Genomic DNA, 25452 nt, shown 5'->3' with positions numbered 1-25452 from the left:
AGGGGAAGGCGGGGGCTGCCGGATTCAGGAGTCGGTGTCGTCGGCGGGAAAGATGTTCTGCGGCAACGGGTCCGGCCTCGCGGCGGGGTGAAATGCGGTGCTGTCGGGGGTCGCCGGTCACTGCCCGGCATCGGCCAGCGGCAGGGTCAGGGTCAGCAAAGCCCCGCCGTCGGGGTTGGTCCCGGCGGAGACGTGGCCGCCGTGTCGTTCGGCGATTTCGCTCACCAAAGCCAGGCCGATGCCGTAATGGCGGCGCGGCGAGGGTTCGGTGCCGGCGCGGGTGGAGGAGAAGCGTTCGAACAGGCCGGGCAAAACGGCGGGGTCGATGCCGGGTCCGTCGTCGGAAACCTCGACCACGGCGGTGGTTCCGGCCCGCCGGGTCGTGATGGCGACCGACGAACGGGCGTGGGTGACGGCGTTGTCGACCAACGCGGTCACCGCGCGGAGGAGGCCGCCGTGCGTGCCGCGCACGAGCAGCGCCGGAACTGTCGGGCGCGCCTCGATCAGGACGGAGCGTTCGGCCGCGGCCGGGGTTCCGGCGGCGGCTGCCCGCGCGGCGAGGTCCACGAGGTCGAGGGTCGTGGTGAGGCCGTCCGCGCGGACGTCGGCGGCCAGCAGCAGGTCTTCGAGGATGTCGGCGAGATGGCCGGCGTCCGCGACGACTCCGTCGGCCTCGGCGGTCAGCCGCTCGCGGGAATCGCCGCGTTGCAGATGCCTGCGCAGCACTTGCGCGCGGGTGGACAGCAGGGTGAGCGGGGTGCGCAGTTCGTGGCTGGCGTCGGCGACGAACCGCCGTTGCATGCCCAGCGCCGTGGCCATCGGCGCGACCGCGCGCCGCCCGAGCCACACGCCCGCGCCGACCGCCAGCAACAGGCCCAAGCCGCCGCTGACGAGCATGGCGGCGAGCAGCCGCTCGCGTTCGTCGTTGTTGGACCGCAGGTCCAGCCCCGCCTGCACGAGCTGCGTGTCCCGCCGCTGGGTGTAGACCTGGTAGACGGCCCCGCCGCCGCGGACCTCGTCGGTTCGCGCGACCCCGGTTTCGGCGACGTTCGCCAGCGCCGCCCGGTCGGGCAGGACCGCGGGGGCGCCGGGCGTCGCGGTCAGGCCGCCCGGCCCCTGGATCGCGAGCCAGACCCCGGCTGGCGGATCCTGCACGTCGTCGGCCTGCGAAACGGCTTGCTGCAGCAGCGTGGTGACGTCGTCCTGCTGGCTTCGCAGCACCATGAACACCGCGAGCCCCGACAGGAGCACGACGATCGCCGCGACGGACAGCCCGACCTGGAGACCCAGCCGCCACGTCGCCCGCCGCAGCAGCCGCGCCTCGGTCGAAGCCGGTACCCGGCTCATGGCGCGCCCAGCTGGTATCCGCGCCCGTGGACCGTCGCGATCACCGGACGGCCGAGCTTCCGGCGCACATACGACACGTAGGTGTCGACGACTGCCTCGCTGTCGGCCTCGGGGAAGGCCAGGCTGAGCAAATCGCGCCGGGTGAAGACCCGGGAGGGCCGTCCCGCGAGGGTCGCCAGCAGCGCGCATTCCCGTTCGGACAACCGGACCGGGCTGCCCTCGGGGCCCGGCTCCACCTGCCGGGTGTCCAGGTTCAGCCGCATCGACCCCACCGGAAGCACTCGCGCGACGTCGAGGTGACGGCGGCGCAACGCGCGCACCCTCGCGAGCAGTTCGTCCACATCGAACGGTTTGGGCAGATAGTCCTCGGCGCCGGCGTCGAGGCCCGCGACCCGGTCCGCGGGGTTGCCGAGCGCGGAAAGCACCAGCACCGGCGTCGTGACGCCCTTGCCGCGCAGCCGGGCGAGCACGTCGAGTCCGTCGAGCGCGGGCAGGCCCCGGTCCAGGATCACCACGTCGTACTGGCGCACCAGGCCCAGATGCAGGCCGCGATGCCCGTCCGCGGCGGTTTCGACCTCGTAGCCCTCGTCGGACAGGAGCTCGGTCAGGAGCGCGACCAGTTCGGCGTTGTCCTCGACCAGCAGGACCCGGCCGGAGCCGCGGGGTGCGGTGTCCATCCCGCAATCGTGCCCGCCCGGGCGGCGCGCGGCATCCGCGGCCCGGTTCCCAGATTTTCCCCAGGACTGCCGCCGAGACTGGCACCAGTCCGTTCCGGCCCGAAGGAGACCCGCGTGAATCACCGGCAGCGCATCCGGACCCGTGTCCGCGGCCGTCGCAACGCCGCGGTGGCGACGTGGACCGCGGGACTGGGCGGCGCGGCGCTGGCCGCGGTCTTCGGTGTGACACTCGCCCAGCAAGCGACCGCGGACCCCAGCCCTCCGGCGCCTGCCGAAACATCGCCCGCCCCGCCGGCCGCCTCCTCGACGTCGATGGCTCCGCCGACGTCCGCCGAGAGCACCGAGCCGCCCGTCATCCCTCCGCCCGCCCAGCTGCCGGCGACTGGGCGCCGGCACCGCGCCGCCGCGCGCTCGGGCGGCTCATGACCGCGACCGCCGAACCCATCGCGAGCACGCGGTTCCGTGCCTTGGGCACCACCGCCGAGCTCATGGTCACCGACCCGGACCGCCTGCTCGCGGCGACGGATCTGCTCCGGGCGGAACTGCGCGCTGTCGACGAGACATGCAGCCGGTTTCGGGACGATTCGGAGATCGCCGCGCTGCACCGGCGCGCCGGTTCTCCCGTGCGGGTCAGCCCGTTGCTGGCCGAAGCGTTGCAGGTGGCGTTGCGCGCCGCTTGCGCGACCGACGGGCTGGTCGACCCGACGGTCGGCCAGGCCGTGTGCGACGTCGGCTACGACCGGGACTTCGCCGCGATCGCCCGCGACCTCGCCGCGCCGGTCCGGCCCGCGGGCGAGGCCCCGGGCTGGTGGCGGATCACCGCGGACTGGCCCCGGCGCGAGGTGGTCGTGCCGCACGGCGTGCGGCTGGATTTGGGCGCCACCGCGAAAGCCTGGGCGGCCGATCGCGCCAGCGTCCTCGTGGCGCGTCGACTCGGCTGCGGGGTGCTGATCGGGCTCGGCGGCGACATCGCGGTCGCTGGTCCCGCACCGGCGCGGGGATGGCAGGTGGCGGTCGGCGACGACCACGCCGCCGTCGATCCCCGCCGGGACCCCGTGATCGCCTTGGCCAGTGGCGGATTAGCCACTTCCAGCACGGTCTGCCGCACCTGGCGGCGCGCCGGGCGGACGGTGCACCACATCGTCGATCCGCGCACCGGCGACATGCCAGGTTCCTGCTGGCGGACCGTGACTGTCGCCGCGGGCACGTGCGCCGACGCGAACGCCGCCAGCACCGCGGCCGTCGTCCTCGGCGACCAGGCGCCGGCGTGGCTGGCGGAGCGCCGGTTGCCCGCCCGCCTGGTCGCACTGGACGGGCACGTCGTCCGCGTCGCCGGCTGGCCGGACCCCGACGAGGAGGCTTCGGCGTGAACGCGTTGTGGTACGTGAGCCGGGCGACGGGATTGGCCGCGCTGGTGCTGTTCACCGCGGTGGTGATTCTCGGCGCGCTCTCCAGCGCCCGGCTCGCGTCGCCGCGGTGGCCCAGATTCGCCGTGGCCGCCCTGCACCGCAACCTGTCCCTGGTCACGCTCGCTTTCCTGATCTTGCACATCGCGACGGCGATCATCGACACCTACGCGGGCCTCCAATGGATCAGCGTGGTGGTCCCGTTCGTCTCGGCGTACCACCCGGTGTCGCTCGGCGTCGGAGCCATCGCGTTCGACCTGCTCGGCGCAGTGCTCGTGTCGAGCCTGCTTCGGCCGCGAATCAGCGCCAGGATCTGGAAAGCCATTCACTGGGCGGCCTATCTGTCGTGGCCCGCCGCCGTAGTGCACGGGTTCGAGATCGGCGGCGCTGATTCTCGGCTGACCTGGGTCCGGGTGCTAGTGGCGGCCTGCGTGCTGGCCGCGGCGGCGGCCGTGGTGTGGCGCGCGACTGTGCGGCACCCCGACACCGAGGCCCGCCGGGGAACGCTGGGCGGCTTGCGATGACCATCGCGCGCTCGCCCCGGGCGGCCTCGGCGTCTCCGGCCCGGCTCTTGGCCGGCTGGCTGGATTCGCGCCGGCCGGCCGGATTCGCCGAGCACCGCGCCCGGTACGGCGCGCTGCCCGTCGAGCACTACGCCGGACGGAACGGCCGCGCGCGGCTGCTGGCCACAGTGGACGCCTCCGGCCTGCGCGGGCGCGGCGGGGCCGGTTTCCCCATCGGACGCAAACTGCGCGCCGTCGCCCGGGGCCGCCGTCCGGTCGTCGTGGCGAACGGATGCGAAGGAGAACCGGTCAGCCGCAAGGATCACGCCTTGCTCACCGTCGCGCCGCACCTCGCCCTTGACGGGGCGGTCCTCGCCGCGCTCGCGACCGGCGCGAAGGAGATCATCCTGTGCGTGCACCGCGACGATCCGCTCGCCGCTTCAGTTGCCGAGGCACTGGCCGAACGACCCAGCGGCGAGATCCCGCTGCGACTGGTGCAGGTGCCCGGCCGTTACGTATCCAGCGAGGAATCCGCGCTGGTCAACTTCCTCGAGACCGGCGACGCCCGGCCGACCGCGAAACCGCCCCGTCCCTTCGAACACGGGGTGCGCGGGCGTCCGACGTTGATCGGCAACGTGGAAACTCTCGCTCATCTCGCCCTGATCGCCCGTTACGGCCCGGAGTGGTTCCGCGGCTGCGGAACCCAGGAATCGCCTGGCACCACATTGGTCACCGTGGGCGGCGGCGTCGCCCGGCCCGGGGTGTACGAAGCCGCGCTCGGCACTCCGGTCACGGAGGTTCTCGACCAGGCAGGCGGACCGGCCGAACCGCCCCAGGCGATTTTGTTCGGCGGATACGGCGGAGCCTGGTTGCCCGCGCCCGTCGCAGCAGGCATCCGACTGTCCGCAGAGGACCTTCGCGCGGCGGGCGCGACACTGGGCGTAGCCTCGCTGACCGTGCTGCCCGCGCACGCCTGCGGCCTCGCCGAAACTGCCCGGGTGCTGCGCTATCTGGCGGGGGAGTCAGCGCGGCAATGCGGTCCGTGCATGTTCGGCCTTCCCGCCATCGCCGACGATTTCACCGCTCTTGTCCTCGGTGGCCGGGCCGCTGCCCAGGCTGGGCAGCGGCTCCGGAACCGGCTCTCGGTCATTCCCGGACGCGGCGCGTGCGCCCATCCCGATGGCGCCGTCCGGCTGGCCGCGAGCGCCCTGCGGTGTTTCGCGCAGGACCGGCAAGCCCACCTCGCCGGGCGTCCGTGCGCGTGGGCAGCGCACCCCGCGCTGCCGTTGCCGAACTGGAACAACCGAAGCGGAGAGTGGACGTGACGATGGCCGAACGGCAGCTCCGGGTCGACCCGATCGCCTGCCGCGCCCACGGAATCTGCGCCGAACTGGTGCCCGAACTGATCGACCTCGACGAATGGGGCTATCCCGTTCTCGTCGAGAGCCCCGTACCGCGATCGGTGCTGTCCGACGCGCGCCAGGCCGTCGCCGCCTGCCCGGCACTGGCACTTCGTTTGACCGCGAGCGCTGTGCGAAAGTAAGCACGCTTCGCGGATCTTCACCGAATTGCGAAACTCCACCACATTAAGGACATCATGACGACCCTCAACGGCCTGCCCGCCCACATCCTGCTCGTGCACGCGATTGTCGTGCTGCTGCCGTTGAGCGCGCTGCTGCTGGTGCTGAGCAGTGTCTGGCCGAAAGCCCGCGGCAAGCTCGCCGGCCCGAACGCGGTGCTGGCCGTGCTCGTGGTGATCATGGTCCCGATCACCACGGACGCCGGCGAATGGCTCGAGCGCCGGGTCGCGCGGACCCCGTTGCTGCGAGACCACACCGAACTGGGCGACACCGCGCTCTGGGTCGCGATCCCCGTCGCGGTGCTCGCGCTCGTGGTGTGGTGGCGGCAGCGGGAAAACCAGAAGGCTGACACCGAGGTCGCGGGAGACGACGCCGCGGTCGCCACGGCCGCGGGACGCAAGACCTATCTCGCGCCCGCGTCGACGAAGGTCACGGCAGTGCTCGCGGTTCTCTCGATCCTGGCCGCCGGTGCTGCCGTCTACGACGTTTACCGCATCGGCGATTCCGGTGCGCAGGCCTCCTGGCAGGGAAAGTTCAGCGAAAACGCCGCCCCTCGCGGGGAACGCTGACCGGGGCATCCCGCTGGTCGGCGGCGCGATCTTCTCCGCCTGCCCGAAGCCGGGCATGATGGGTGCCGTGCCGACGGTCCCGCAACGGAGGGAGCAAATGCGATGCCCGAGCACCCGGCAGTGTCCTCGATCGACGCGGTGGCCGCCGAACTGCTGTCCGAAGCCCGCGTGCACGGATCACGGCGGGCCGCGCGGACGCTGGTGTCCGGAACCTCCCAGCGCGCGACGCTGATCGCGCTCGGGGACGGAGCCGAACTGGCCGAGCACGACTCGCCGCCCGCGGCCACGCTCCAGGTCGTCGACGGCACCGTGCGGCTGCACACCCAGGACGCGGAATGGACGCTCGAGCGCGGGCAGCTTGCCGTCGTCCCGCCGGAACGCCACGGGCTGCAGGCGCTGGGAGACGCGGTCGTGCTGCTGACCGTCGCCCTGCGGTAACCGGCCCTCCTTGGTCGCTTCCGCGAGTGACCGAAGACCCTAACCGGGCCCGCACGCCGCTTCGAGACTGGAGCGGTGAGCAAGCACATCGTGATTCTCGGCGGCGGAACCGGCGGGACACTGGCGGCGAACCGGCTGCGGCGCGGACTGGGCGAGCAGGTCCGGATCACCGTGGTGGACCAGGACGACGAGCATGTCTACCAACCGGGTCTGCTGTTCGTGCCGTTCGCTCTCGCGCAGCCGGAAGACCTCGTCCGGTCGCGGCCGCGGCAGCTGCGCCGGGGGATCGAGTACCACCGCAGCGCGGTCGACCACGTCGACGCTGAAGCCTCGCGGGTCCGGTTGGCGGACGGGACGACGCTGTTCTACGACGCGCTCGTGATCGCCACCGGCGCCCGGCTCGTGCCCGAGGAGACCGAGGGACTCACCGGCCCGGGCTGGCGGGAGACGGTGCACACCTTCTACGACTACGCCGGGGCGATGGCGCTCGCGTCCGCGCTCGACGAGTTCACCGGCGGGCATCTCGTGGTGAACGTGGTCGACCTGCCGATCAAGTGCCCGGTCGCGCCGCTGGAATTCTGCTTCCTCGCCGACTGGTACTTCACCGAACAGGAAATCCGCGACGAAGTGCGGATCACCTATGTCACGCCGCTCGATTCCGCGTTCACCAAGCCGGTGGCGGCGAAGACGCTCGCCGGCCTGCTGGCGGACAAGGGCATCGAGCTGGTGACGGAGTTCAACACCGGCGAGGTCGACGGCGCGGGCGGGCGGCTGGTTTCCTACGACGGCCGCGAGGTCCCGTTCGATCTCGCCGTGGTGGTGCCGATGCACAGCGGAGCGTCCTATGTGGAGCTTTCGCCCGGGCTGGGCGACGAGTTCGGCTTCGTCTCCGTCGATCCGCACACGCTGCAGTCCACGGCGTACCCGGACATCTTCGCGCTCGGCGACGCCGCCGGAGTCCCGACCTCCAAGGCCGGTTCGGTCACCCACTTCGAAGGCGCGGTGCTGGCGCGCAACGTCGCGCGGTACCTCGCCGGCCGTCCGCTCGACCCCGGATTCGACGGGCACACGAACTGCTTCATCGAGAGCGGTTTCCACAAGGCGATGCTCATCGACTTCAACTACGACACCGAGCCGCTGCCCGGGCATTTCCCGGCGGCGGCCGGACTGCCGCTGCTGCGCGAGTCGCGGCTGAACCATCTCGGCAAGCTGATGTTCTCGTGGCTGTACTGGCACAGCCTGCTGCCCGGCCGGGAAATCCCCGGCATCGCCGCCGAGATGCCCGCCGCGGGCAAGGAATTCCCGGCTCCCGCGGAGCACTGACCGGAAAGGACGCCCATGCCCACCGCGACCTACGCGGGCACCGAAGTGCCTGTGACCGACGAGGGTTTCTTCACCGACCCGGCGTACTGGACCGAGCAGATGGCCCCGGAGATCGCCCGCGAATCCGGCATCGACCCGCTGACCGCCGAGCACTGGAAGGTCATCGAGTTCATGCGGAGCGAATACGCGGAGAAAGGCACCGGCCCGACCGTGCGGGCACTCGGGCGGACTTCCGGCGTCTCGATCAAGGACCTGTACCGGCTCTTCCCGAAGGGCCCGGCCAAACTCGCCGCGAAAATCGCCGGAATTCCGAAGCCGCGCGGCTGCATCTGAGGAGGAACCGGCATGATCGAAAAAGTCTCCGTCATCGTTTCGAAAGGCTCGCTGGAAGCGATCTACCCCGGCCTGATCATGGCCAACGGGGCTCGCGCGGAAGGCATCGAGGCCGATCTGTTCTTCACGTTTTTCGGCCTGGACGCCGTGCACAAGGCCCGGCACGAGCACATCAAACTGGCGACCGTCGGCAATCCGGGCCTGCACCTGGCCACCTGGGCGGGCGGCCTGCCCGGTGTCTCGTCGGTCATGACGCAGTATCTCGAGCGGAAGATGGAGAAGCTCGACATCCCGGCCATCCCGGAATTCCTCGAAATGATTTCCGACACCGGGGCCGGGTTGTACGCGTGCAAGGCGTCGGTGGACCTGTTCGGTCTCGAAAAGGACGATCTGATCGAACAGGTGCGGGACATCATCACGGTCGGCGAATTCTACGAGAGAGCAGCGGGCGGGCAGATCATCTTCACCTGAGCGCCGCGCGACGATCAAGGGAGGAAACCATGCACCCTCGTCCCCGGCTCGGCGAACTGGGCCTCGGCACCGGCAAGAAGGCCCGGCTGCACCGGATCCTGCACGACCACGGGCTGTGCAACGGCACCGCCTTTTTCCTGCCGTACGACCAAGGGCTGGAACACGGCCCGCGGGACTTCTTCGCCAACCCCGGCGCGGCCGACCCGCGCTACATCGTCCAGCTCGCCATCGAGGGCGGGTTCAACGGGATCGTGCTCCAGGTCGGTCTCGCGGAGAAGTTCTACTGGGACTACGCCGGCGAGGTTCCGCTGGTGCTGAAGCTCAACGGAAAGACCGAGATCCCGTCCGACGCCGAGGCGCTGTCGCCGGTGCACGCGACCGTCGAGGACGCGGTCCGGCTCGGCGCGGACGCGGTCGGGTACACGCTGTATGTCGGGACTCCGGTCCAGGACAAGGATTTCGAGCAGTACCGGAAGGTACGGGCGGACGCGCACCGGCTCGGGATGCCGTTGATCGTCTGGGCGTATCCGCGCGGCAGCGCCATCGAGGCGAAGGGCGGGCGGGATTCGTTCTACGCCGTCGACTACGCCGCCCGCACCGCCGCGGAACTCGGCGCGGACGTGGTCAAGGTGAACTACCCGCACCCCGAGAAGACCGAGGGCGTTCCGGTGAACTACGCCGGGCAGTTTTCCGTGCAGGAGGCGATGGACTCGGTCGTGCGTTCGGCGGGCCGGACGTTGCTGCTGGTGTCCGGCGGAGGCAGGGCAGGCGACGAAGCGATGCTCGACAAGGCCCGTTCGGCGATGGAGGCCGGGGCGACCGGGCTGATCTTCGGGCGGAACGTCTGGCAGCGCGAGCGCGCCGAATCCCTGCGGTTCGTGTCCGCGCTGCGCGACATCCTCGCCAAGCACCCGAGCGAGTAAGGGGGCTCGCGTGTTCGAGGTCCGGATCCACGGCCGCGGCGGGCAGGGCGCGGTGACCGCCGCGGAACTGCTGTCGGTCGCGGCGTTCGCCGAGGGCCGCCACGCCCAGGCGTTTCCCAGTTTCGGGTCGGAGCGCACCGGCGCGCCGGTCGTCGCGTTCTGCCGGATCGGCGACGCGCCGATCCGCTCGCGCGAACCGGTTGTCCATCCCGACGCGCTGGTGGTCCAGGACGCGACGCTGGCGCACCAGGTGCGGTTGTTCGAGGGATTGCGCCCGGACGGGTACCTGCTGCTCAATTCCGGCCGCCCGCTGGCCGCGCTCGGCCTCGGCGACCTGGCCGAGCGGCTGCGTCCGGACCGGATCGCGGTGGTCCCGGCGACCGAGATCGCGCTGGCCCGGCTCGGCCTGCCGAAGCCGAACGAGGCTTTGCTCGGCGGGCTCGCCGCGCTGACCGGCGCGATCGGTCTCGGTTCGGTGCTCACGGCGATCCGCGGGCGGTTTTCCGGTGCGGCGGCCGAAGGCAACGTCGCCGCGGCCAAGGCCGCCTACCGCGTCGTCCATTCCGGAAGGGAGGAACTGCTCAGTGCGCCGCCAGATTGAAGGGTCCCGCGCGGTCGCCGAGGCGGTCGCGGCGGCCCGGCCGGAGGTCGTCTGCGCCTACCCGATCTCCCCGCAGACCCACATCGTCGAAGCGCTCGCCGAACTGGTGAAGTCCCGGCAGCTCGAACCGTGCGAGTTCGTGAACGTGGAGTCGGAGTTCGCGGCGATGTCGGTCGCGATCGGCGCGTCCGCCGCCGGGGCGCGCGCCTACACCGCGACCGCCAGCCAGGGCCTGCTCTACATGACCGAAGCCGTCTACAACGCGGCCGGGCTCGGGTTGCCGATCGTGATGACCGTGGCCAACCGGGCGATCGGTGCGCCGATCAACATCTGGAACGACCACAGCGACAGCATGGCGCTGCGCGGTTCCGGCTGGATCCAGCTGTACGCGGAGACCAACCAGGAGGCGGCGGACCTGCACGTCCAGGCGTTCCGGATCGCCGAGGAGCTGTCCACCCCGGTGATGGTGTGCATGGACGGATTCGTGCTGACCCACGCGTGGGAAGAGGTCGACGTGCCCGGGCAGGCCGACGTCGACCGGTTCGTGCCGCCGTATGTGCCCCGGCAATCGGTCGACCCGGACGCTCCGGCTTCGATCGGGGCGATGGTCGGCCCGGAAGCGTTCACCGAGGTGCGCTACCTCGCGCACGCCCGCCAGCTGGGCGCGCTCGACCTGGTCCCGGACATCGCGGACCGCTTCGCGGAGGCTTTCGGCCGCACGTCCGGCGGGCTGGTCCGGCGTTACCGCACCGAGGACGCGGAGACCGTGGTGGTCGCGCTGGGCTCGGTGCTGGGCACGGTCAAGGACGCGGTCGACGAACTGCGAGCGGCGGGCACGCGGATCGGCGCGCTCGGCATCACGTGTTACCGGCCGTTCCCGGCGGCGGACGTGGCCGCGGCGCTCGGGCACGCGCGCCGGGCGATCGTGCTGGAGAAGGCGTTCGAGCCGGGGTCGGGCGGGATCGTCTCCGCCGACGTGCGCGCGGCACTGCCCGGGAGCGGGCCGGAGACGGTGACCGTCGTGGCCGGTCTCGGCGGGCGCGCGATCACGAAGGCTTCGCTGGTCCGGGCATTCCCGGCGGAAGGACTGCCCGCGCTGACGTTCCTTGACCTCGACCGTGCGCTGATCGAGCGGGAACTGGCGCGGCTCGCGGCGAACCGCCGTTCGGGTCCGACCGCGGAGAACCTCTTGCGCGACCTCGGCGTGGTCGCCTCGCGGATCTGAGGAGGGAGCGGCCATGGCCGTCCAGCCGATCAAGTTCTACCAAACCGGCAGCTTCGCGGTGGGCAACCGCCTGCTGCCGATCGAAGACCGCACCGTGCAGTCCGACCCGGGGCGCAGCGACTCGCTCGACTCCGGGCACCGCGCCTGCCAAGGCTGCGGCGAGGCGCTCGGCGCCCGGTACGCGCTCGACGCCGCGATGGCGGCGACCGGAGGCCGGATCGTCGCGGTGAACGCGACCGGATGCCTCGAGGTGTTCTCGACGCCGTATCCGGAAACCTCCTGGCGGATCCCGTGGCTGCATTCGCTGTTCGGCAACGCGCCCGCGGTGGCGACCGGGGTCGCGGCGGCCATGAAAGTCAAGGGCCGCAACGACGTCCGGGTGGTCGGCCAAGGCGGCGACGGCGGCACGGTCGACATCGGATTCGCCTGCCTGTCCGGGATGTTCGAGCGCAACGACGACGTGCTGTACGTCTGCTACGACAACGAGGCCTACATGAACACCGGCGTGCAGCGTTCCGGCGCGACGCCGCCCGCCGCGCGGACCGCGACCACCCCGGCGACCGGTCCGGAACCCGGCGCGGAGTTCGGCAAGGGCAAGAACGTGCCGCTGATCGCGATGGCGCACGAGATCCCTTACACGGCCACGGCGACAGTCGCGAACCTGCGCGATCTGGAGGCGAAAGTGCGCCGGGCGATGGATTTCCGCGGCGCGCGGTACCTGCACGTGCTCGTCCCGTGTCCGCTCGGCTGGGGCAGCGCGTCGCGCGACACCGTCCGGCTCGCCCGGCTGGCCGCGGAAAGCGGGCTGTTCCCGGTGTTCGAGGCCGAAGGCGGCGAGGTGACGGCGGTGACGAAGATCCGCCGCCGGGTGCCGGTCGAGGAGTACCTGCGGCCGCAGCGGCGGTACGCCCACCTGTTCGGCGATGCGCCGCGGCCGGAGGTCGTGGCGGAGATCCAGGCGATCGCGGACCGCAACATCCGCCGGTTCGGCCTGCTCGGAGGCGAGTGACATGGAACCGGAGAAGCCGTTCGCGATCACGCTCGACGTCGGCTCCAGCCGGGTCAACCACACCGGGGCCTGGCGCAGCGAACGGCCGGTCTACGTCGACCTGCTGCCGCCGTGCAACCGGTCCTGTCCGTCCGGACAGGACATCCGCGGCTGGCTGTGGCACGCGGAATCCGGCGGTTACGAGAACGCGTGGCGCGCGATCATGGCGGACAACCCGTTCCCGGCGGTGCTCGGCCGGATCTGCTACCGGCCGTGCGAGACCGCGTGCAACCGCGGCCGGCTCGACGAATCGGTCGGGATCAATTCCGTGGAGCGGTTCCTCGGCGACGAAGCGATCCGCCGCGGCTGGACGGTCGCGCCTCCGTCGCGGGAGAGCGGACGCCGCGTGCTCGTGGTCGGCGCCGGGCCCGCCGGGCTGTCGGCGGCATTCCGCTTGCGACTGCTCGGGCACGCCGTGACGGTGCGGGACGCGGAAGCCGAACCCGGCGGGATGCTGCGCTACGGCGTTCCGCGCTACCGCCTGCCCCGCGACGTCCTTGACGCGGAAATCCGGCGCGTTCTCGATCTCGGGGTGGGGTTCGAACCGCACAGCCGGGTCGCCGACGTCCGCGCCGCCAAGGAGGACGGCGGATTCGACGCGGTGTTCCTCGCGGTCGGCGCGCACGTCGGCCGCCGCGCCGATCTTCCGGCTGGGGACTCGGCCCGCATTCTCGACGCGGTGTCGCTCCTGCACGGCCTCGAAGAAGGGGACCGGCCGATGCTGGGCCGCCGGGTAGCCGTCTACGGCGGCGGCAACACCGCGCTGGACACCGCGCGCACGGCCCGCCGCCTCGGCGCCACTGACGCCGTGGTGGTGTACCGGCGCACCCGGGATCGCATGCCCGCGCACGATTCGGAGGTCGTGGAAGCCGAGGAGGAAGGCGTGCTGCTGCGGTGGCTCTCGACCATCGCGCACGTCGACCGCGGCGGCGTGACCGTCGAGCGGATGGAGTTGGACGACACCGGTTTCCCCCAGCCGACGGGAGAGTTCGAGGAGCTGGCCGCGGACACCGTGGTGCTCGCGCTCGGCCAGGAGTCGGACTTGTCCCTCCTCGACGGCGTGCCGGGGATCGACCGCGCGCACGGCGGCGTCCAGGTCGGGCGAGACCAGGAAACGGGCTGTCCAGGGGTGTTCGCCGGGGGCGACATGGCACCGTCCGAGCACACCGCGACCGCGGCGATCGGCCAAGGCGCCCGGGCGGCACGGGCGATCGACGCGTGGTTCCGCGGCACCGTGCCCGCCGCACCGCCGCCTCGGCGCGATGCCGAGTTCGATGTGCTCAACACCTGGTACTACAGCGATGCCGAAGCGAGTGTGCGGCCGCGGCTGGAAGCGGCCCGGCGGACCTCGTCATTCGCCGAGGTGACCGGCGGACTCGACCGGGCGACGGCGCTGTACGAGGCCCGGCGCTGCTTGTCCTGCGGCAGCTGTTTCCAGTGCGACAACTGTTTCGGCGTCTGCCCGGACAACGCGGTGCTGAAGCTCGACCCCGGCTACGAGATCGATCTGGATTTCTGCAAGGGGTGCGGGATGTGCGCGCAGGAATGCCCCTGCGGCGCGATCGAAATGGTGCCCGAAGAAACGTGATCACGGACGGGAGGAGACCGGCGATGCACACCAGGAAGTGGAGCGTGGACGTTTTCCTGAGCGAGGAGGAGGACCGCACGCACGCCATCGCGCGGCTGCACACCGCGGCGGGCGAACTCACCGCCGACGGGACCGCGCGGCGGAATCCGGCTGACCGGGACGTCCCCGAGATCGGCGACGAACTGGCCGCGGCGCGGGCGTTGAGCGCGCTCGCGCACCGGCTGCTCGACACGGTGGTGGGCGATATCGAGGGGGTGACGCATCGTCCGGTGCATCTGGACCGTTGAGCCGGAAACCTTTCGTGCCCGGTCGAGGGACTGGCCCCCAGCACCGCTGGACGGCTGAACCGAGACCGCTCTCTCCGCCCCGGGGGACCGCGTCCGGCGCCGAGGGAGCGGTCAGCGGCAGCCGGCCAGCGGGGTCCAGTAGTCGAGAAGACGGCAGAGCAGATCGGTCCGTTCGCGGCGCAGGTCGGGCGGCGCGGGCGACGGTGCGCGCTGGGTCCGCGCGCTGACCGTGCGCACGAAGTCCCGGACCCGGGAAGGCGGCGGCACGAGTTCGCCGCCGAGGCAAGCCACGACGAGCAGGTCCTCGCCGGAGTGGGTTTCGATGGTGAGGGACCAGCCGTGGCGTTCGTCCCAGATCAGCGCGGTGTCCCGGCCGGGATGCGCGGCCAGCTGGCCGTCGAGCGCGATGTAGGCCGACATCGGCGAGTCGAGGTCAAGTGTGCAGGATTCCGGGCCGACCCCCACCGCGGCGCTCACCGCTTCGACATAGGCGCTCATTCCGCAGAGCAGGCGGTACTCGTGGTCGGTGGTCATCGGCTGGACTCTCATCAATTCTCAATCTCTGTTTTCGCCCGCCGCGGCGCGCTTCGAAGGGAAGAGGCCTGCTCCGGCCGGGTCGCGGCCGACACAGTCCAGGCTCTGCTCCGCACGGCGCATCGGAAAGGGCCGAAAGTCCCCGGCATCGGGCTTTGTGGATAGACGAACCGAAGGCGCGGCGCCGCCCGGCGGATCGGCGGTGCGGTGTGCGAAGCGTTTCCGGACGCGCGGTCGGGTCAGCGCGGCAACGGCCCGAGGGCGGAACTCACCGGGCGAAGTCCCGCAGGATCTGAGCCGGAGGCAGCAGGGCCCGGGCGACCGCGTCCGCTACCGCGCCGATCCGGAGGTTGTTGCGGCGACAGTAGGCGCGCAACCGCTCGAAAGCCGCGTCGACCGGAATGCCGCCGGCGCAGGCCAGCACGCCTTTGGCCTGTTCGATGACGATCCGGCTGTCGAGGGCGCGCTGCAATTGCCCGGTGCGCGTGGCGCCGTGCCGGATGGCTCGTTCCTGGAGCATGCCGACGGAGGCGATGTCCGCCAGTGCGCGGGCGGCGTCGAGCCGGCCCCCGGACAGCGGTTCCGGGCTGAGCAGCACGAGGGTGCCGAGTGCTTCTCCGCGAAGGCCCAGCGGAATGGTCTGCCCGAAACCGGGAACGCCGGTGCGGCGCGAGCCGAGCAGCGCGTCGGTGTCGCCGGACGCGTAGCGGATCTCGGGTTCGCCCTGGCTGCCGACAAGCAGGACCCCGGCCGCGGTCGCGCCGAGCAAAGTGACGCAATATCCGGTGAGCCGCTGGAACAGTCCGGCCGGGGTGTAGTCGTCGGCGAGTGTGTCGGCCAGGTCCACGAAAGCGCGGAGCAGCTCAGGTTCCAGTGCGGGTGCTTCGGGTTCGCTCGTCTTCGGCATCCGGCGAGGTGCGGTCATGCGCACAGGTCGCGGTCGGGCCACCGGTCGGCGGCTGCGGCGATGCTAGCGCGGCACGCCCGGGTCAGCTGCCGGGTCGCTCGGTTGTCCGGGGTCTGCCCGCAGCGCGGGCACGAGAAGCGCACATCGCCGGCGAGTTCGTCGACCGCCGCGTCGAGCGGGCGGGCGCACGGACGGCACCAGCGATGGCCGCTGACCGGCACCGCGTGGTGCGGGGAGGAGACGCACTGGTGGAGCCAGCGGCGATGCGTCCGGCAGGTGATCCGGTCGAACGGGTCGAGCTCGGCTTCTTCCCGGGCGTCTTCGTCGGTCAGCGTGCTCGCGAGCCGGAGGTCGGCGAGCTCGGCGTACCGGGCGTCGACGCGAGCGCTCGGCAGCAGCCCCAGCGCGGCCGTCCGCGCCGTCGGAACGCGATCGGGGGAGATTCGGTCAATGCTCATGGTCGCCTCGCTTTCGTTGCGTCTGAGCTTCCGCCGCGACGCTCCGCTGAACGAGGGCCGCACTGCCCGTTCCGGAGGGTCCGCCAGCTGGCGGCGACGGGCGGTTTTCTGTGCTGTCCGGGGACTTTGGCCACCGGATCGGCACCTATCGCGGTGCCGCGTCCCGAGGCTCGGCCGAGATCGCGGGCACGGACTGCCCGTTCGCGGCGGACCGAAGGACTGCCTGGACGACTGTCCCGTCGACGGTCTCCTCTTCGCGCAGCCGCTCCGCGAGCCTGCCGAGTGCGTCGCGATGCTGTTCGAGCAGCGCCACCGCCCGGGCTTCCGCCTCGCGCACCAGGCGAGCGATTTCCCGGTCCACCACCCGTTGCGTTTGTTCGGAGTACGGTCGGCCGAGCAGTTCCGGGCCGTCGCTTGCGACCCCCGGGGCACCGCCGCGGCTGTATCCGATCGGGCCGAGCGCAGGGGAAAGACCGAACTCGGTGACCATTTTCGCGGCCACCGCGGTGGCGCTGGCGAGGTCGTTGGCCGCGCCGGTCGACGCTTCGCCCAGCACGACCAGTTCAGCCGCGCGTCCGCCCAGCCGCACCGCGAGCAGATCGGCGAGGTAGCTCTCGGAGTAGAGCCGCCGCTCGGCCTCCGGCAGTTGCTCGGTGGCGCCGAGCGCCAGGCCGGCGGGCAGGATCGTCACCTTCGCCACCGGGTCGGCGTGCTCGCACAGCGCCGCGACGAGAGCGTGCCCGGCCTCGTGCACGGCGACAGATCGGCGTTCTTCGGGCAGCAGCGCGTTCGACGCGTCGCGGCGGCCGAGCAGGACGCGGTCGCGCGCGGTCGCGAGGTCGTCCGCGGTCAGTACGGTGCGGTCGTCCCGCACGGCGTTGATCGCCGCCTCGTTGACGAGGTTGGCCAGATCGGCGCCGGAGAACCCGGGAGTGCCGCGCGCGACCACCGTCAGGTCGACGTCCGGGGCGAGCTGCTTTCCGTTGATGTGGACCGCGAGAATCGACGCGCGTTCGGCCTGATTCGGCAACGGCACGGTGACCTGCCGGTCGAACCGGCCGGGCCGCAGCAGCGCCGGGTCGAGGGTTTCCGGCCGGTTGGTCGCGGCGAGCACGACGGTGCCGCTGCTCTGGTCGAAACCGTCCATTTCGGCCAGCAGCTGGTTCAGGGTCTGCTCGCGTTCCTCGTGCCCGCCGGTGCCGCCGATGCCGCGACGGCTGCCGACGGCGTCGATCTCGTCGATGAAGATGATCGACGGCGCGCGGTCGCGGGCTTCGGAGAACAGGTCGCGCACGCGGGAGGCGCCGACGCCGACGAACATCTCCACGAACGCCGACCCGGTGATCGACAGGAACGGCACGCTCGCCTCGCCGGCCACCGCGCGGGCGAGCAGCGTCTTGCCGGTGCCCGGCGGCCCGACCATCAGCACCCCGCGCGGCCCTTTCGCCCCGGCGGCGGCGTAACGCGAGGGATCGCGCAGGAAGTCGACGACCTCGGCGATCTCCTGCTTCACCCCTTCGTATCCGGCGACATCGGCGAAGCGGGTGTCCGGTCGTTGCGCTTCGATGATCCTGGCCTTCGACCGGCCGAACCCGCCGATGCCGCCGAGCCCGCCCGGACCGCCCGCGGCGAGGGTGCGCTGGGCCCGGCGGCCCGCCCACCAGAGGAGGCCGAAGATCAGCAGGATGGGCAGATAGGCCAGCAGCGTGGTGGCGATCGAATCCCCGCTGCTGGTCTTCGTGCCGGTGACGGGGACGTTCTTTTCGCGCAGTTTCTCCGCCAGCCGCGGATCGCCCAGCGCGGTGGGGAGCTGGCTGGTGAACTTGCCGCCGTCGCGGAAGTTCCCGGAGACCGCGCCGTCGCCGCCGACCGTGACCGCGGCGACCTGATTTGCGTCCACTTTGGACAGAAGTTCGGTGTAGGCGAGCGCCGGGACCGACGAGGTCCACAGCGACGGACCGGCGATGAGCACCACGGTCACCATGACGGCGGCGGTGAGCAGGAGCCCGATGAGTCCGCCGTAGTGGCGTTCTTCGGGCTGGTGCGGGGGCGGGTCCGGAGGCGGCCCGGGGCGGGCGGTGCGCGACATCCGGGCCTACTCGCCCCTGCGGCGGCGCCGCCGGGCGTGTGCGGGCCCGTGGAAGACGCTGGCGACGAGCACGGCGCCGACGACGAAACCGAGGTCGTAGAGATGCCCGTTGTTGCGCACCTCGTAGATGCCGACGTGGTCGTTGAACAACGACACGAGGAAGGTGATCGGGCAGATGAACCCGTGCCAGAGCCCCAGCCAGAACCCCGGGCTCAGACCGGGTTCGGCGAGGGCGTCGGCGCGGGCCGCGCAAGCGGCGAGGGCAGGCATCAGCGCCAGGAGGACACCGGACGCGGCGAGCCGGCGCCGCGCGGGAGCAGTCATGGGACGACTCTGCGCAACGACGGCACCGGGCGAGAAGAGCCTAATGTCCCCGGCGGGCGGGACCTGCGGACGTCGTTCGGCGCCCGGCCCGGCGACATGCTGGACCGGGCACGCCGGACGAGAGGAGCCGCGATGACGGCGGAAATGCGAGGCTGGCGGGTGCGCGCGCCCGGACCGATGGCGGGCGGACCGCTGGTGCGGGAGCGGATGCCGGTCCCGGAGCCCCGTGACGGCGAACTGCTGGTGCGGGTGCGCGTGTGCGGCGTGTGCCGCACCGATCTGCACGTGGCCGAGGGCGATCTGCCGGTGCACCGGGCGGGCGTGGTGCCGGGCCATGAGGTCGTCGGCGAGGTGGTCGCGCCGCGGGCGGGCGGATTCGAGGCGGGGGACCGGGTCGGCATCGCGTGGTTGCGCGGTACCTGCGGCGTGTGCCGCTATTGCCGGTCCGGGAGGGAGAACTTGTGCCCGGAGTCGCGGTACACCGGCTGGGACGCCGACGGCGGCTACGCGGAGTACGCCGTCGTCTCGGCTGCGTACGCGCATCGGCTGCCGGCCGGGTACTCAAACGAAGAGCTCGCTCCGCTGCTGTGCGCCGGCGTGATCGGCTATCGCGCGTTGCGGCGGGCCCAGGTCCCTGACGGAGGACGGCTGGGTATCTACGGTTTCGGCGGCAGCGCGCACCTCGCCGCGCAAGTCGCGCTCGCCCGCGGGGCGACAGTGCACGTGCTGACCCGCAGTCCGGAAGCGCGGAAGCTGGCGCTCGAACTCGGCGCCGCGTCGGCGGGCGACGCGGCCGAGGCGCCGCCGGAGCCGCTGGATTCCGCGATCCTCTTCGCCCCAGCCGGGGAATTGGTGCCGGTCGCTCTGGCGGCGCTGGACCGCGGCGGCACGCTCTCGATCGCGGGGATCCATCTCTCGGAGATTCCCGTGCTGGATTACCAGCGCCATCTCTTCCAGGAGCGGCAGGTGCGCAGCGTCACCGCGAACACGAGAGCGGACGCGCGGGAGTTCCTCGAGTTCGCGGGAGCGCACCGGCTGCACGTCCGGACGATGTCTTATCCGCTGTCCGCGGCTGCGGAGGCGTTGGCGGATCTGGCGGCGGACCGGGTCACCGGTGCCGCCGTCCTGCACGCCGACTGAATCTGTCCACAGTGGACCAGAACGGAATCGCCGGGGAGGCGTCATGACACGGTGGCGGAATCAGCTGCCGGGCGAAGCGGTGCTGCTCGTCGCGGTCGCCGCGCTGTTGCTCGCCGGGGGAATTCTCTGGCTGTCGCGAACACCCGGCTCCGGCGGCTGCTGGGCGGCGGCGACCGCGGTCGCGCTGGCGCCCGCGCTCTGGTGGGTGGCCGAGGATCTGCGCCATCGGCGCTGGGGCGCGGATTCGCTGGCGGTGCTCGCGCTCGCCTCGACCCTCGCGGTGGGCGAGTTTCTCGCGGGCGCGGTGGTCGCGGTGATGGTCGCGACCGGGCGGGTGCTCGAATCGCGGGCACAGCGCCGGGCCGCGCGGGACTTGACCGCGCTGCTGGACCGGGTGCCGCAGACCGTGCACGTGCGGTCCGGAGACGACCTTCGCGAGATTCCGGCGGGCGAAGTGGCCGCGGGGAACACGGTGGTCGTTCTGCCGGGCGAGGTCGTGCCGGTCGACGGGAGGCTCCCGGCCGCGGGGGTGTTCGACGAGTCCGCGCTCACCGGCGAACCGCTCCCGGTCGCCCGTCCGGCCGGAGACGCGGTCCGCAGCGGAGTGGTGAACGCCGGCGCCGCCGTGGAGATCACGGCGGCGGCGAGCGCGGACGAGAGCACTTACGCCGGAGTGGTGCGGCTGGCGGAGTCGGCGGCAGCGCAGAGCGCGCCCGTCGCCCGGCTGGCGGATCGGGCCGCGGTCTATTTCTTGCCCGCCGCGTTGCTGATGGCCGGTGCGGCTTGGCTGCTGAGCGGCGACGTGACGCGCGCCGTCGCGGTGCTGGTGACGGCGACTCCGTGCCCGCTGCTGCTCGCGGTGCCGATCGCGGTGACCGCGGGCATGTCGCGGACGGCGCGGGCAGGGGTCGTGGTCAAGGACGGCGCGGCGCTGGAATCGCTCGGCCGGGCCCGGGTGCTGCTCATGGACAAGACCGGCACGATCACCGCCGGGCGGCCCGAGGTGACCGACGTGGTGTGCGCTCCGGGACGCACCGCCGAGGACGTGCTCCGGCTGGCCGCGAGCGTCGAGTACTACTCGCCGCACGTGCTGGCCGCGGCTGTGGTGCGGGCGGCGGAATCGGCCGGGATCGAACGCGTCCCCGCCGCGGAGGTCGGCGAGGTGCCCGGCTCCGGGGTCCGCGGACGCGTCGGGGGACACCTGGTCCGGGTGGGCAGGCTGACCGCTGACCAGCAGACGCCGTCGTGGGCGCGCAGTGCGGCACGCCGGGGACGGCTCGACCTGGCGACCGTGCTGTGGGTGGAACAAGACGGCGAGCCGGTGGCGGCGCTGCTGGCGAAGGACCGGGTCCGCCCCGACGCCGCCCGCACGACGCGCCGGCTGCGGGCGGCGGGGATCACCACGATCGGGCTGCTCACCGGCGATCGGGTCGACAACGCGCGGGAAGTGGCTGCTTTGCTCGGCCTCGACCGCGTCCAGGCGGAGGTCACCCCGGCGGAGAAGCTCGCGGCGGTTTCCGCGGCTCGGGCCGAGGGGCTCGTAGTGATGACCGGCGACGGGGTCAACGACGCTCCGGCGCTCGCCGCCGCGGACGTCGGCGTCGCGCTGGGATCCCGGGGTGCGACGGCAGCGGCGCAGGCGGCCGACGCGGTGATCCTGGACGACCGGCTCGACCGGCTCGCCGACGCCGCGGAGATCGCCCGGCGCGCGCGGCGGCTGGCAGTGCAGAGCGCGGTGGCCGGAGTGGCTCTGTCGCTGGCGGCGATGGCTGCCGCCGCGACCGGTTTCCTGACACCGGTCTGGGGCGCGGTCGTGCAGGAAGGCATTGACGTCGCGGTCATCCTCAATGCCTTGCGTGCGTTGCGGGTGCCCGCGATCGCCGCTCCGGCGCCCGCCCAGCTGGTCCATCGCTTCGAGGCCGAGCACGAGCGGCTCCGCCCCGCGCTGCTGGCGATCCGGCAGGCCGCGGACGCACTGGCCGACGGACCGGTCCCGGCGGCGGATCGGGCCGTCCGCCACGCCTGCGACGTCCTGCTCGGGCAAGTCCTGCCGCACGAGACGGCGGAGGAGACCGAGCTGTACCCGGCGCTGGCCAGTGCACTGGGCGGTCCGGAAAGCACAGTGCCGATGAGCCGCGCACACGCCGAGATCGCCCGGCTGACGCGGCGGCTGGAGCGGCACCTGGCGGAGTCGCCGTCGGGGATCCAGGCGGATCAGGTCGACGATCTGCGTGCGACGCTGTACGGGCTGGACGCGGTGCTGACCCTGCATTTCGCGCAGGAGGAAGAGGCTTATTTCACGCTGCCGGCGTCGTGAGCGGGCCGGATGCCGAGCCCGGCGAGTTCGAGGGCTTGGGCGAGGTCGCCCGGTGCGGCGACTCCGACGAGTGCGCCGTGTCCGACGACGAGCACCAGGTCCTGCCCAGGACGCAGCCGCACGCTGCTGAGCACCTCGGACAGGGGCGTGTCCGGCCCGGCGATCAGGCAGGCGGGCGGTTTGACGCAGATGTCCTCCAGCCGCGTCGCGGTCCGCTCGGTTTCCGGCACCCGGGACAGTGCGGAAAGACTGACGGCGCCGACCGGGGTTCCGGTGAAGGTCACCACCGGGAAGGTCCGGAAGCGCGTGTGCGCGGCCTGGTCGAGGAAGCCCTGCACGGTGTACCAGCCGGGCGCGGTGACCGGGTCGGTGCTCATGACGTCGCGGAGCCGGAGCCGGGAAAGGAGCTGGCGCAGCGGGGCGGCGGAGAGCTCCGCGCGCGCGGCGACGGCGAGGAACCAGCTGATGGCGATCATCCACAGGCCGGAAAGCGTGCCCAGCGCCAGGATTTGCCAGGCGCCGAAGGCAGCGAGCGCGCTCGCGAGCACTTGGCCGCCCGCAGCGGCGATGCGCCGGGCACGGGTCCGGTTCCCGGTCAGCCGCCACGCTACGGCCTCCAGGATGCGCCCGCCGTCCAGCGGTGTTCCCGGCAGCAGGTTGAAGACCGCGAGCACGCCGTTGGCCCAGCCGAGCCAGGTGAGCGCCACGGTGACCACCGCGGGCAGCACCGGCGAGGCGAGCGCGCCCGCCCCGAGGAAGCCGCCGCCGACGACCAAGCTCGCGGCCGGGCCTGCCGCCGCGATGAGCAGTGCGGAGCGCGGGGTCGGCGGTTCCTCGGGCAGCTCCGCGGCGCCGCCGAGCAACCACAGGGTGATGCGTTCCGCCCGGAGTCCGTAATGCCGCGCGACGAGGGCGTGGCACAGCTCGTGCGCGAGCAGCGATGCCAGGAACACCAGCGCGCTCGCCGCGGCGACCGTCCAGTTGACCGCGACCGGCGAACCGCGGGCGCCGAGCGGAAGGACAGTTGTCGCGAGGAGATCGGCCAGCAGACCCATCACGATCAGCACGGACCAGTGCGCGCCGACGCGGATTCCGGCGATGCGGCCCAGCGGGAAAGTCGCGGATGTCATAGCCCGAATCTCCCGCCGAGCAGGCACGGGCGGCAGGGCCGCAGCGCCTCTCGCCCCGGGACCAAAGACTCCGCCGGCGCGGACGTCCGCCCGCAGCGACCGGGGCCGGCGCGGCCATAGCGTCGGCTCAGAGACCCGGCTCGGAGGAGGCACGCGATGGACGAGAAGGAGAAAGCGCTGATCGAGGAGGAGGCCCGGCGCAGCGTCGCGGAGCGCGGGCAGCACGGCAAACACGGCCCGGCGATGCGGCGGTACCTGCTCGCCGAGGAACAACGGGCGGCCAGCGAGAACGAACGCGACGTCGTCCCGGAATCGGCGCCAGAGCCGCCCCGATGATTCCGCCGGTGGTCGCCGGGGTCGACGGATCGGCGGAGTCGCTGGCCGCCGTGCGATGGGCGGCGGCGCAGGCCCGTCCGCGCGGCAGCGGACTGGTGGTCTTCCGCGCCGAACTGTTCGCCGACCCGGACCTGATGCCGCACGGGAAACCGCCCGCAGGCACGGATTTGCTGCTCGAACCCGGGTATCGCCTCCTGCGCCAGGCGGCCGACGAGGCGCGCCGCGCGGTGCCCGAAGTCCGCGTGCGGATGTGTCTCCGGCTCGGGGCCGCCGCGGGTCTGCTGGCCGCGCAGTCGGCCGAGGCCGGGCTGCTGGTTCTGGGCTCGCCCAGAGCGGCCGGCGTGCGGGGAGGGGTCACCGGTTCAGTGGCGCTCAGCGTGGCGGCGTCCGCCCGGTGCCCGGTGGCGGTCGTGCGCGGGTACGCGGATCCGGAAGGGCCGGTGGTGGTCGGGGTCGACGATTCCGGCGGCAGCGAGCGCGCGCTGGCTTTCGCTTTCGAAACCGCTGATGTGCACCGAGCTGTGGTGGAGGCAGTGCACGTGCGGCACGACGACGACCGGGAAAGCGGCGTCGGGGAGCAGGTCGAAGCGTGGTCCCGGAAATACCCGGCGGTTCCGGTGCGGGTCCGCGCGCTGCGGGCGCGTTCGGCGGGCCGGGCGCTCGCGGGCATTTCCCCCGGCGCACGGCTGGTCGTCGTGGGCAGCCGCGGTCGCGGACCGGTCGCGGGCGGCCTGCTCGGCTCCACCGGCAATGGGCTGCTGGCGCACGCGTCCTGCCCGGTCGTGGTCGCCCGCTGAACACGACGGAAGGACGGAGTCTCATGAGAATCGTTGTCGCGGTGGCGACCCGGCACGGGGCGACTCGCGAGATCGCGGAGCAGATCGCGGCGTCGCTGCGCGGCGAGCTCGCCGGCGCGGGCACGACCGCCGAGGTCGTCGTGGCGGACGCGGGCAGCGTCACGTCGTTCGACGGCTGCGACGCGGCGGTGCTCGGCAGCGCGGTCTACCTCGGACACTGGCTGGAGCCCGCCCGGACCTTGGTGCGCGAGCATCAGGACGAGCTGGCGCGCATCCCCGTGTGGTTGTTCTCCAGCGGGCCGGTCGGAGAGCGGACCAAACCCGGGGAGGACCCGGTGGACGTCACCGAGGTGCTGGCCCGCAGCGGCGCCAGGGAACACCGGCTGTTCGGCGGCAGGCTCGACCGGTCCCTGCTGCGGTTCCCGGAACGCGCGATGGCCGCGGCCTTGCGGGTGCGCGACGGCGACAACCGCGACTGGCCGGTGATCCGCGCCTGGGGCCGCGCCGTCGCGCGCGAGCTGAGTGCACTGGCCGGTGACCTTCGTCCATCGCCTTCAGGCAATCCGGCCGCGTCGCCGCGCCGGGCGCCCGGAGTTGCATGAAGGTGCGACACCGTTCGCGAAGAGAGGAGTGCGCAATGACGTCACTGTTGCCTGGATCCCGGATGGCGCTGCCGAGCATCGCCGCCTGGCTCGACCACCCTTGGCCGTTCACGGAGCACAACCCGGTGCGGATCGAGGAGTCCACTGAGGACGGCAAGTACACGGTGCGGGCCGAGCTGCCGGGGTTCGACCCGGACAAGCACATCACCGTGACGACGCACGACGGCCTGCTGACCATCGAGGCGGAGCGCGAAGCGAAGAAGAACGACGGCGGCCGCAGCGAGTTCTACTACGGCAAGTTCAGCCGCACGGTGGGCCTGCCCGCAGGGGCCGAGGCCGCCAAGATCGCCGCGAAGTACACCGACGGCATCCTCGAGATCTCGATGCCGCTGGCGCAGCAGCCGCACGAGAAGCAGGTCACCATCCACGTCGACAAGGCATGACGCCCGGTGGCGGCGGGCGCGGTCGCGGCCGTGCCCGCCGCCTCGTGCGGAAAGGA

General features: G+C 72.3%; 30 protein-coding genes. 21 read left to right on the top strand and 9 right to left on the bottom strand.

The window, feature by feature from the left end:
• Window positions 1-117: 117 nt before the first annotated feature.
• From H4281_RS40910 to H4281_RS40900, 3 genes are all read right to left on the bottom strand, one after another.
• Entirely contained in the window at window positions 118-1347 is a 1230-nt protein-coding gene (locus H4281_RS40910) for a sensor histidine kinase (RefSeq protein WP_182896219.1), read from the bottom strand.
• Entirely contained in the window at window positions 1344-2024 is a 681-nt protein-coding gene (locus H4281_RS40905) for a response regulator transcription factor (RefSeq protein WP_182896218.1), read from the bottom strand. The genes H4281_RS40910 and H4281_RS40905 overlap by 4 nt, the downstream gene beginning before the upstream one ends.
• Window positions 2025-2143: 119 nt before the next feature.
• The gene (locus H4281_RS40900) at window positions 2144-2380 is read right to left on the bottom strand and encodes a hypothetical protein (protein WP_182896217.1); all 237 of its coding nucleotides are present in this window, start codon (window positions 2378-2380) and stop codon (window positions 2144-2146) included.
• Between the two features lie 66 nt (window positions 2381-2446).
• Here H4281_RS40900 and H4281_RS40895 point away from each other — a divergent pair, with 66 nt between their 5' ends.
• From H4281_RS40895 to H4281_RS40825, 15 genes are all read left to right on the top strand, one after another.
• Window positions 2447-3394, top strand: a complete 948-nt coding sequence (locus tag H4281_RS40895; RefSeq protein WP_182896216.1) for an FAD:protein FMN transferase — start codon at window positions 2447-2449, stop codon at window positions 3392-3394.
• Window positions 3391-3954, top strand: a complete 564-nt coding sequence (locus H4281_RS40890; RefSeq protein WP_182896215.1) for a ferric reductase-like transmembrane domain-containing protein — start codon at window positions 3391-3393, stop codon at window positions 3952-3954. The genes H4281_RS40895 and H4281_RS40890 overlap by 4 nt, the downstream gene beginning before the upstream one ends.
• Window positions 3951-5258, top strand: coding sequence for an NADH-ubiquinone oxidoreductase-F iron-sulfur binding region domain-containing protein (locus H4281_RS40885; RefSeq protein WP_182896214.1), 1308 nt, complete (start codon window positions 3951-3953; stop codon window positions 5256-5258). The genes H4281_RS40890 and H4281_RS40885 overlap by 4 nt, the downstream gene beginning before the upstream one ends.
• Window positions 5259-5260: 2 nt before the next feature.
• The gene (locus H4281_RS40880) at window positions 5261-5476 is read left to right on the top strand and encodes a ferredoxin (RefSeq protein ID WP_182896300.1); all 216 of its coding nucleotides are present in this window, start codon (window positions 5261-5263) and stop codon (window positions 5474-5476) included.
• Window positions 5477-5530: 54 nt separating this feature from the next.
• Window positions 5531-6082, top strand: a complete 552-nt coding sequence (locus H4281_RS40875) for a DUF2231 domain-containing protein (protein ID WP_182896213.1) — start codon at window positions 5531-5533, stop codon at window positions 6080-6082.
• A gap of 102 nt (window positions 6083-6184) precedes the next feature.
• On the top strand, window positions 6185-6520 hold the full coding sequence (locus H4281_RS40870) for a cupin domain-containing protein (RefSeq protein ID WP_182896212.1): 336 nt from the start codon (window positions 6185-6187) through the stop codon (window positions 6518-6520).
• Between the two features lie 75 nt (window positions 6521-6595).
• The gene (sqr, locus tag H4281_RS40865; protein ID WP_182896211.1) at window positions 6596-7843 is read left to right on the top strand and encodes a type III sulfide quinone reductase, selenoprotein subtype; all 1248 of its coding nucleotides are present in this window, start codon (window positions 6596-6598) and stop codon (window positions 7841-7843) included.
• A 15-nt stretch (window positions 7844-7858) separates the two neighbouring features.
• Window positions 7859-8176, top strand: coding sequence for a TusE/DsrC/DsvC family sulfur relay protein (locus H4281_RS40860; RefSeq protein WP_182896210.1), 318 nt, complete (start codon window positions 7859-7861; stop codon window positions 8174-8176).
• Window positions 8177-8188: 12 nt separating this feature from the next.
• Window positions 8189-8647 carry a DsrE/DsrF/DrsH-like family protein gene (locus tag H4281_RS40855; RefSeq protein WP_182896209.1) on the top strand — a complete coding sequence of 153 codons (459 nt, stop codon included), beginning with the start codon at window positions 8189-8191 and terminating at the stop codon, window positions 8645-8647.
• Between the two features lie 29 nt (window positions 8648-8676).
• Window positions 8677-9570 carry a class I fructose-bisphosphate aldolase gene (locus H4281_RS40850; protein ID WP_182896208.1) on the top strand — a complete coding sequence of 298 codons (894 nt, stop codon included), beginning with the start codon at window positions 8677-8679 and terminating at the stop codon, window positions 9568-9570.
• A gap of 10 nt (window positions 9571-9580) precedes the next feature.
• Window positions 9581-10171 (top strand): 2-oxoacid:acceptor oxidoreductase family protein, encoded by a 591-nt coding sequence (locus H4281_RS40845; RefSeq protein WP_182896207.1) that lies wholly within the window; start codon window positions 9581-9583, stop codon window positions 10169-10171.
• Window positions 10155-11396, top strand: coding sequence for a pyruvate ferredoxin oxidoreductase (locus tag H4281_RS46720; protein ID WP_182896206.1), 1242 nt, complete (start codon window positions 10155-10157; stop codon window positions 11394-11396). Before H4281_RS40845 ends, H4281_RS46720 begins: the two co-directional genes overlap by 17 nt.
• Before the next feature lie 13 nt (window positions 11397-11409).
• Window positions 11410-12405, top strand: a complete 996-nt coding sequence (locus tag H4281_RS40835) for a thiamine pyrophosphate-dependent enzyme (protein ID WP_182896205.1) — start codon at window positions 11410-11412, stop codon at window positions 12403-12405.
• 1 nt (window position 12406) lies between these two features.
• Complete coding sequence (locus tag H4281_RS40830; protein ID WP_182896204.1) at window positions 12407-14032, top strand: NAD(P)-binding protein; 1626 nt, start codon at window positions 12407-12409, stop codon at window positions 14030-14032.
• Between the two features lie 23 nt (window positions 14033-14055).
• On the top strand, window positions 14056-14319 hold the full coding sequence (locus H4281_RS40825; RefSeq protein WP_182896203.1) for a dsRBD fold-containing protein: 264 nt from the start codon (window positions 14056-14058) through the stop codon (window positions 14317-14319).
• Between the two features lie 111 nt (window positions 14320-14430).
• Here H4281_RS40825 and H4281_RS40820 read toward each other — a convergent pair whose 3' ends face one another.
• From H4281_RS40820 to H4281_RS40800, 5 genes are all read right to left on the bottom strand, one after another.
• Window positions 14431-14853, bottom strand: a complete 423-nt coding sequence (locus tag H4281_RS40820) for a DUF6292 family protein (protein WP_237599648.1) — start codon at window positions 14851-14853, stop codon at window positions 14431-14433.
• Between the two features lie 268 nt (window positions 14854-15121).
• Window positions 15122-15778, bottom strand: a complete 657-nt coding sequence (locus H4281_RS40815; RefSeq protein WP_246412673.1) for an ANTAR domain-containing protein — start codon at window positions 15776-15778, stop codon at window positions 15122-15124.
• A complete protein-coding gene (locus tag H4281_RS40810) occupies window positions 15775-16218 on the bottom strand; it encodes a hypothetical protein (RefSeq protein WP_246412672.1) in 444 nt (147 codons plus the stop codon). Before H4281_RS40810 ends, H4281_RS40815 begins: the two co-directional genes overlap by 4 nt.
• A gap of 145 nt (window positions 16219-16363) precedes the next feature.
• Window positions 16364-18307: an ATP-dependent zinc metalloprotease FtsH gene (gene ftsH / locus H4281_RS40805; protein WP_182896201.1), complete on the bottom strand. Its 1944-nt coding sequence runs from the start codon at window positions 18305-18307 to the stop codon at window positions 16364-16366.
• Between the two features lie 6 nt (window positions 18308-18313).
• Entirely contained in the window at window positions 18314-18631 is a 318-nt protein-coding gene (locus tag H4281_RS40800; RefSeq protein WP_182896200.1) for a hypothetical protein, read from the bottom strand.
• 144 nt (window positions 18632-18775) lie between these two features.
• Here H4281_RS40800 and H4281_RS40795 point away from each other — a divergent pair, with 144 nt between their 5' ends.
• Window positions 18776-19771, top strand: a complete 996-nt coding sequence (locus H4281_RS40795) for a zinc-binding alcohol dehydrogenase family protein (RefSeq protein WP_182896297.1) — start codon at window positions 18776-18778, stop codon at window positions 19769-19771.
• A 43-nt stretch (window positions 19772-19814) separates the two neighbouring features.
• Entirely contained in the window at window positions 19815-22088 is a 2274-nt protein-coding gene (locus tag H4281_RS40790; protein ID WP_182896199.1) for a heavy metal translocating P-type ATPase, read from the top strand.
• Here H4281_RS40790 and H4281_RS40785 read toward each other — a convergent pair.
• The gene (locus H4281_RS40785) at window positions 22064-23218 is read right to left on the bottom strand and encodes a site-2 protease family protein (protein WP_182896198.1); all 1155 of its coding nucleotides are present in this window, start codon (window positions 23216-23218) and stop codon (window positions 22064-22066) included. The genes H4281_RS40790 and H4281_RS40785 overlap by 25 nt on opposite strands.
• 156 nt (window positions 23219-23374) lie before the next feature.
• On the opposite strand from H4281_RS40785, the gene H4281_RS40780 reads away from it, so the two are divergent.
• Genes H4281_RS40780 through H4281_RS40765 form a run of 4 tightly spaced genes read left to right on the top strand, consistent with a single transcriptional unit; the run spans window position 23375 to window position 25396 of the window.
• On the top strand, window positions 23375-23554 hold the full coding sequence (locus H4281_RS40780) for a hypothetical protein (RefSeq protein ID WP_182896197.1): 180 nt from the start codon (window positions 23375-23377) through the stop codon (window positions 23552-23554).
• Window positions 23551-24351 carry a universal stress protein gene (locus H4281_RS40775; protein ID WP_182896196.1) on the top strand — a complete coding sequence of 267 codons (801 nt, stop codon included), beginning with the start codon at window positions 23551-23553 and terminating at the stop codon, window positions 24349-24351. Before H4281_RS40780 ends, H4281_RS40775 begins: the two co-directional genes overlap by 4 nt.
• A gap of 23 nt (window positions 24352-24374) precedes the next feature.
• The gene (locus tag H4281_RS40770; protein WP_182896195.1) at window positions 24375-24953 is read left to right on the top strand and encodes a flavodoxin domain-containing protein; all 579 of its coding nucleotides are present in this window, start codon (window positions 24375-24377) and stop codon (window positions 24951-24953) included.
• Window positions 24954-24988: 35 nt separating this feature from the next.
• The gene (locus H4281_RS40765) at window positions 24989-25396 is read left to right on the top strand and encodes an Hsp20/alpha crystallin family protein (RefSeq protein WP_182896194.1); all 408 of its coding nucleotides are present in this window, start codon (window positions 24989-24991) and stop codon (window positions 25394-25396) included.
• The last annotated feature ends 56 nt before the right edge of the window (window positions 25397-25452 follow it).

It is taken from the genome of Amycolatopsis dendrobii (assembly GCF_014145675.1).
In the GTDB taxonomy this organism is placed as follows: Bacteria; Actinomycetota; Actinomycetes; order Mycobacteriales; family Pseudonocardiaceae; genus Amycolatopsis; species Amycolatopsis dendrobii.
This window is presented reverse-complemented; position numbering and strand designations above follow the sequence as displayed.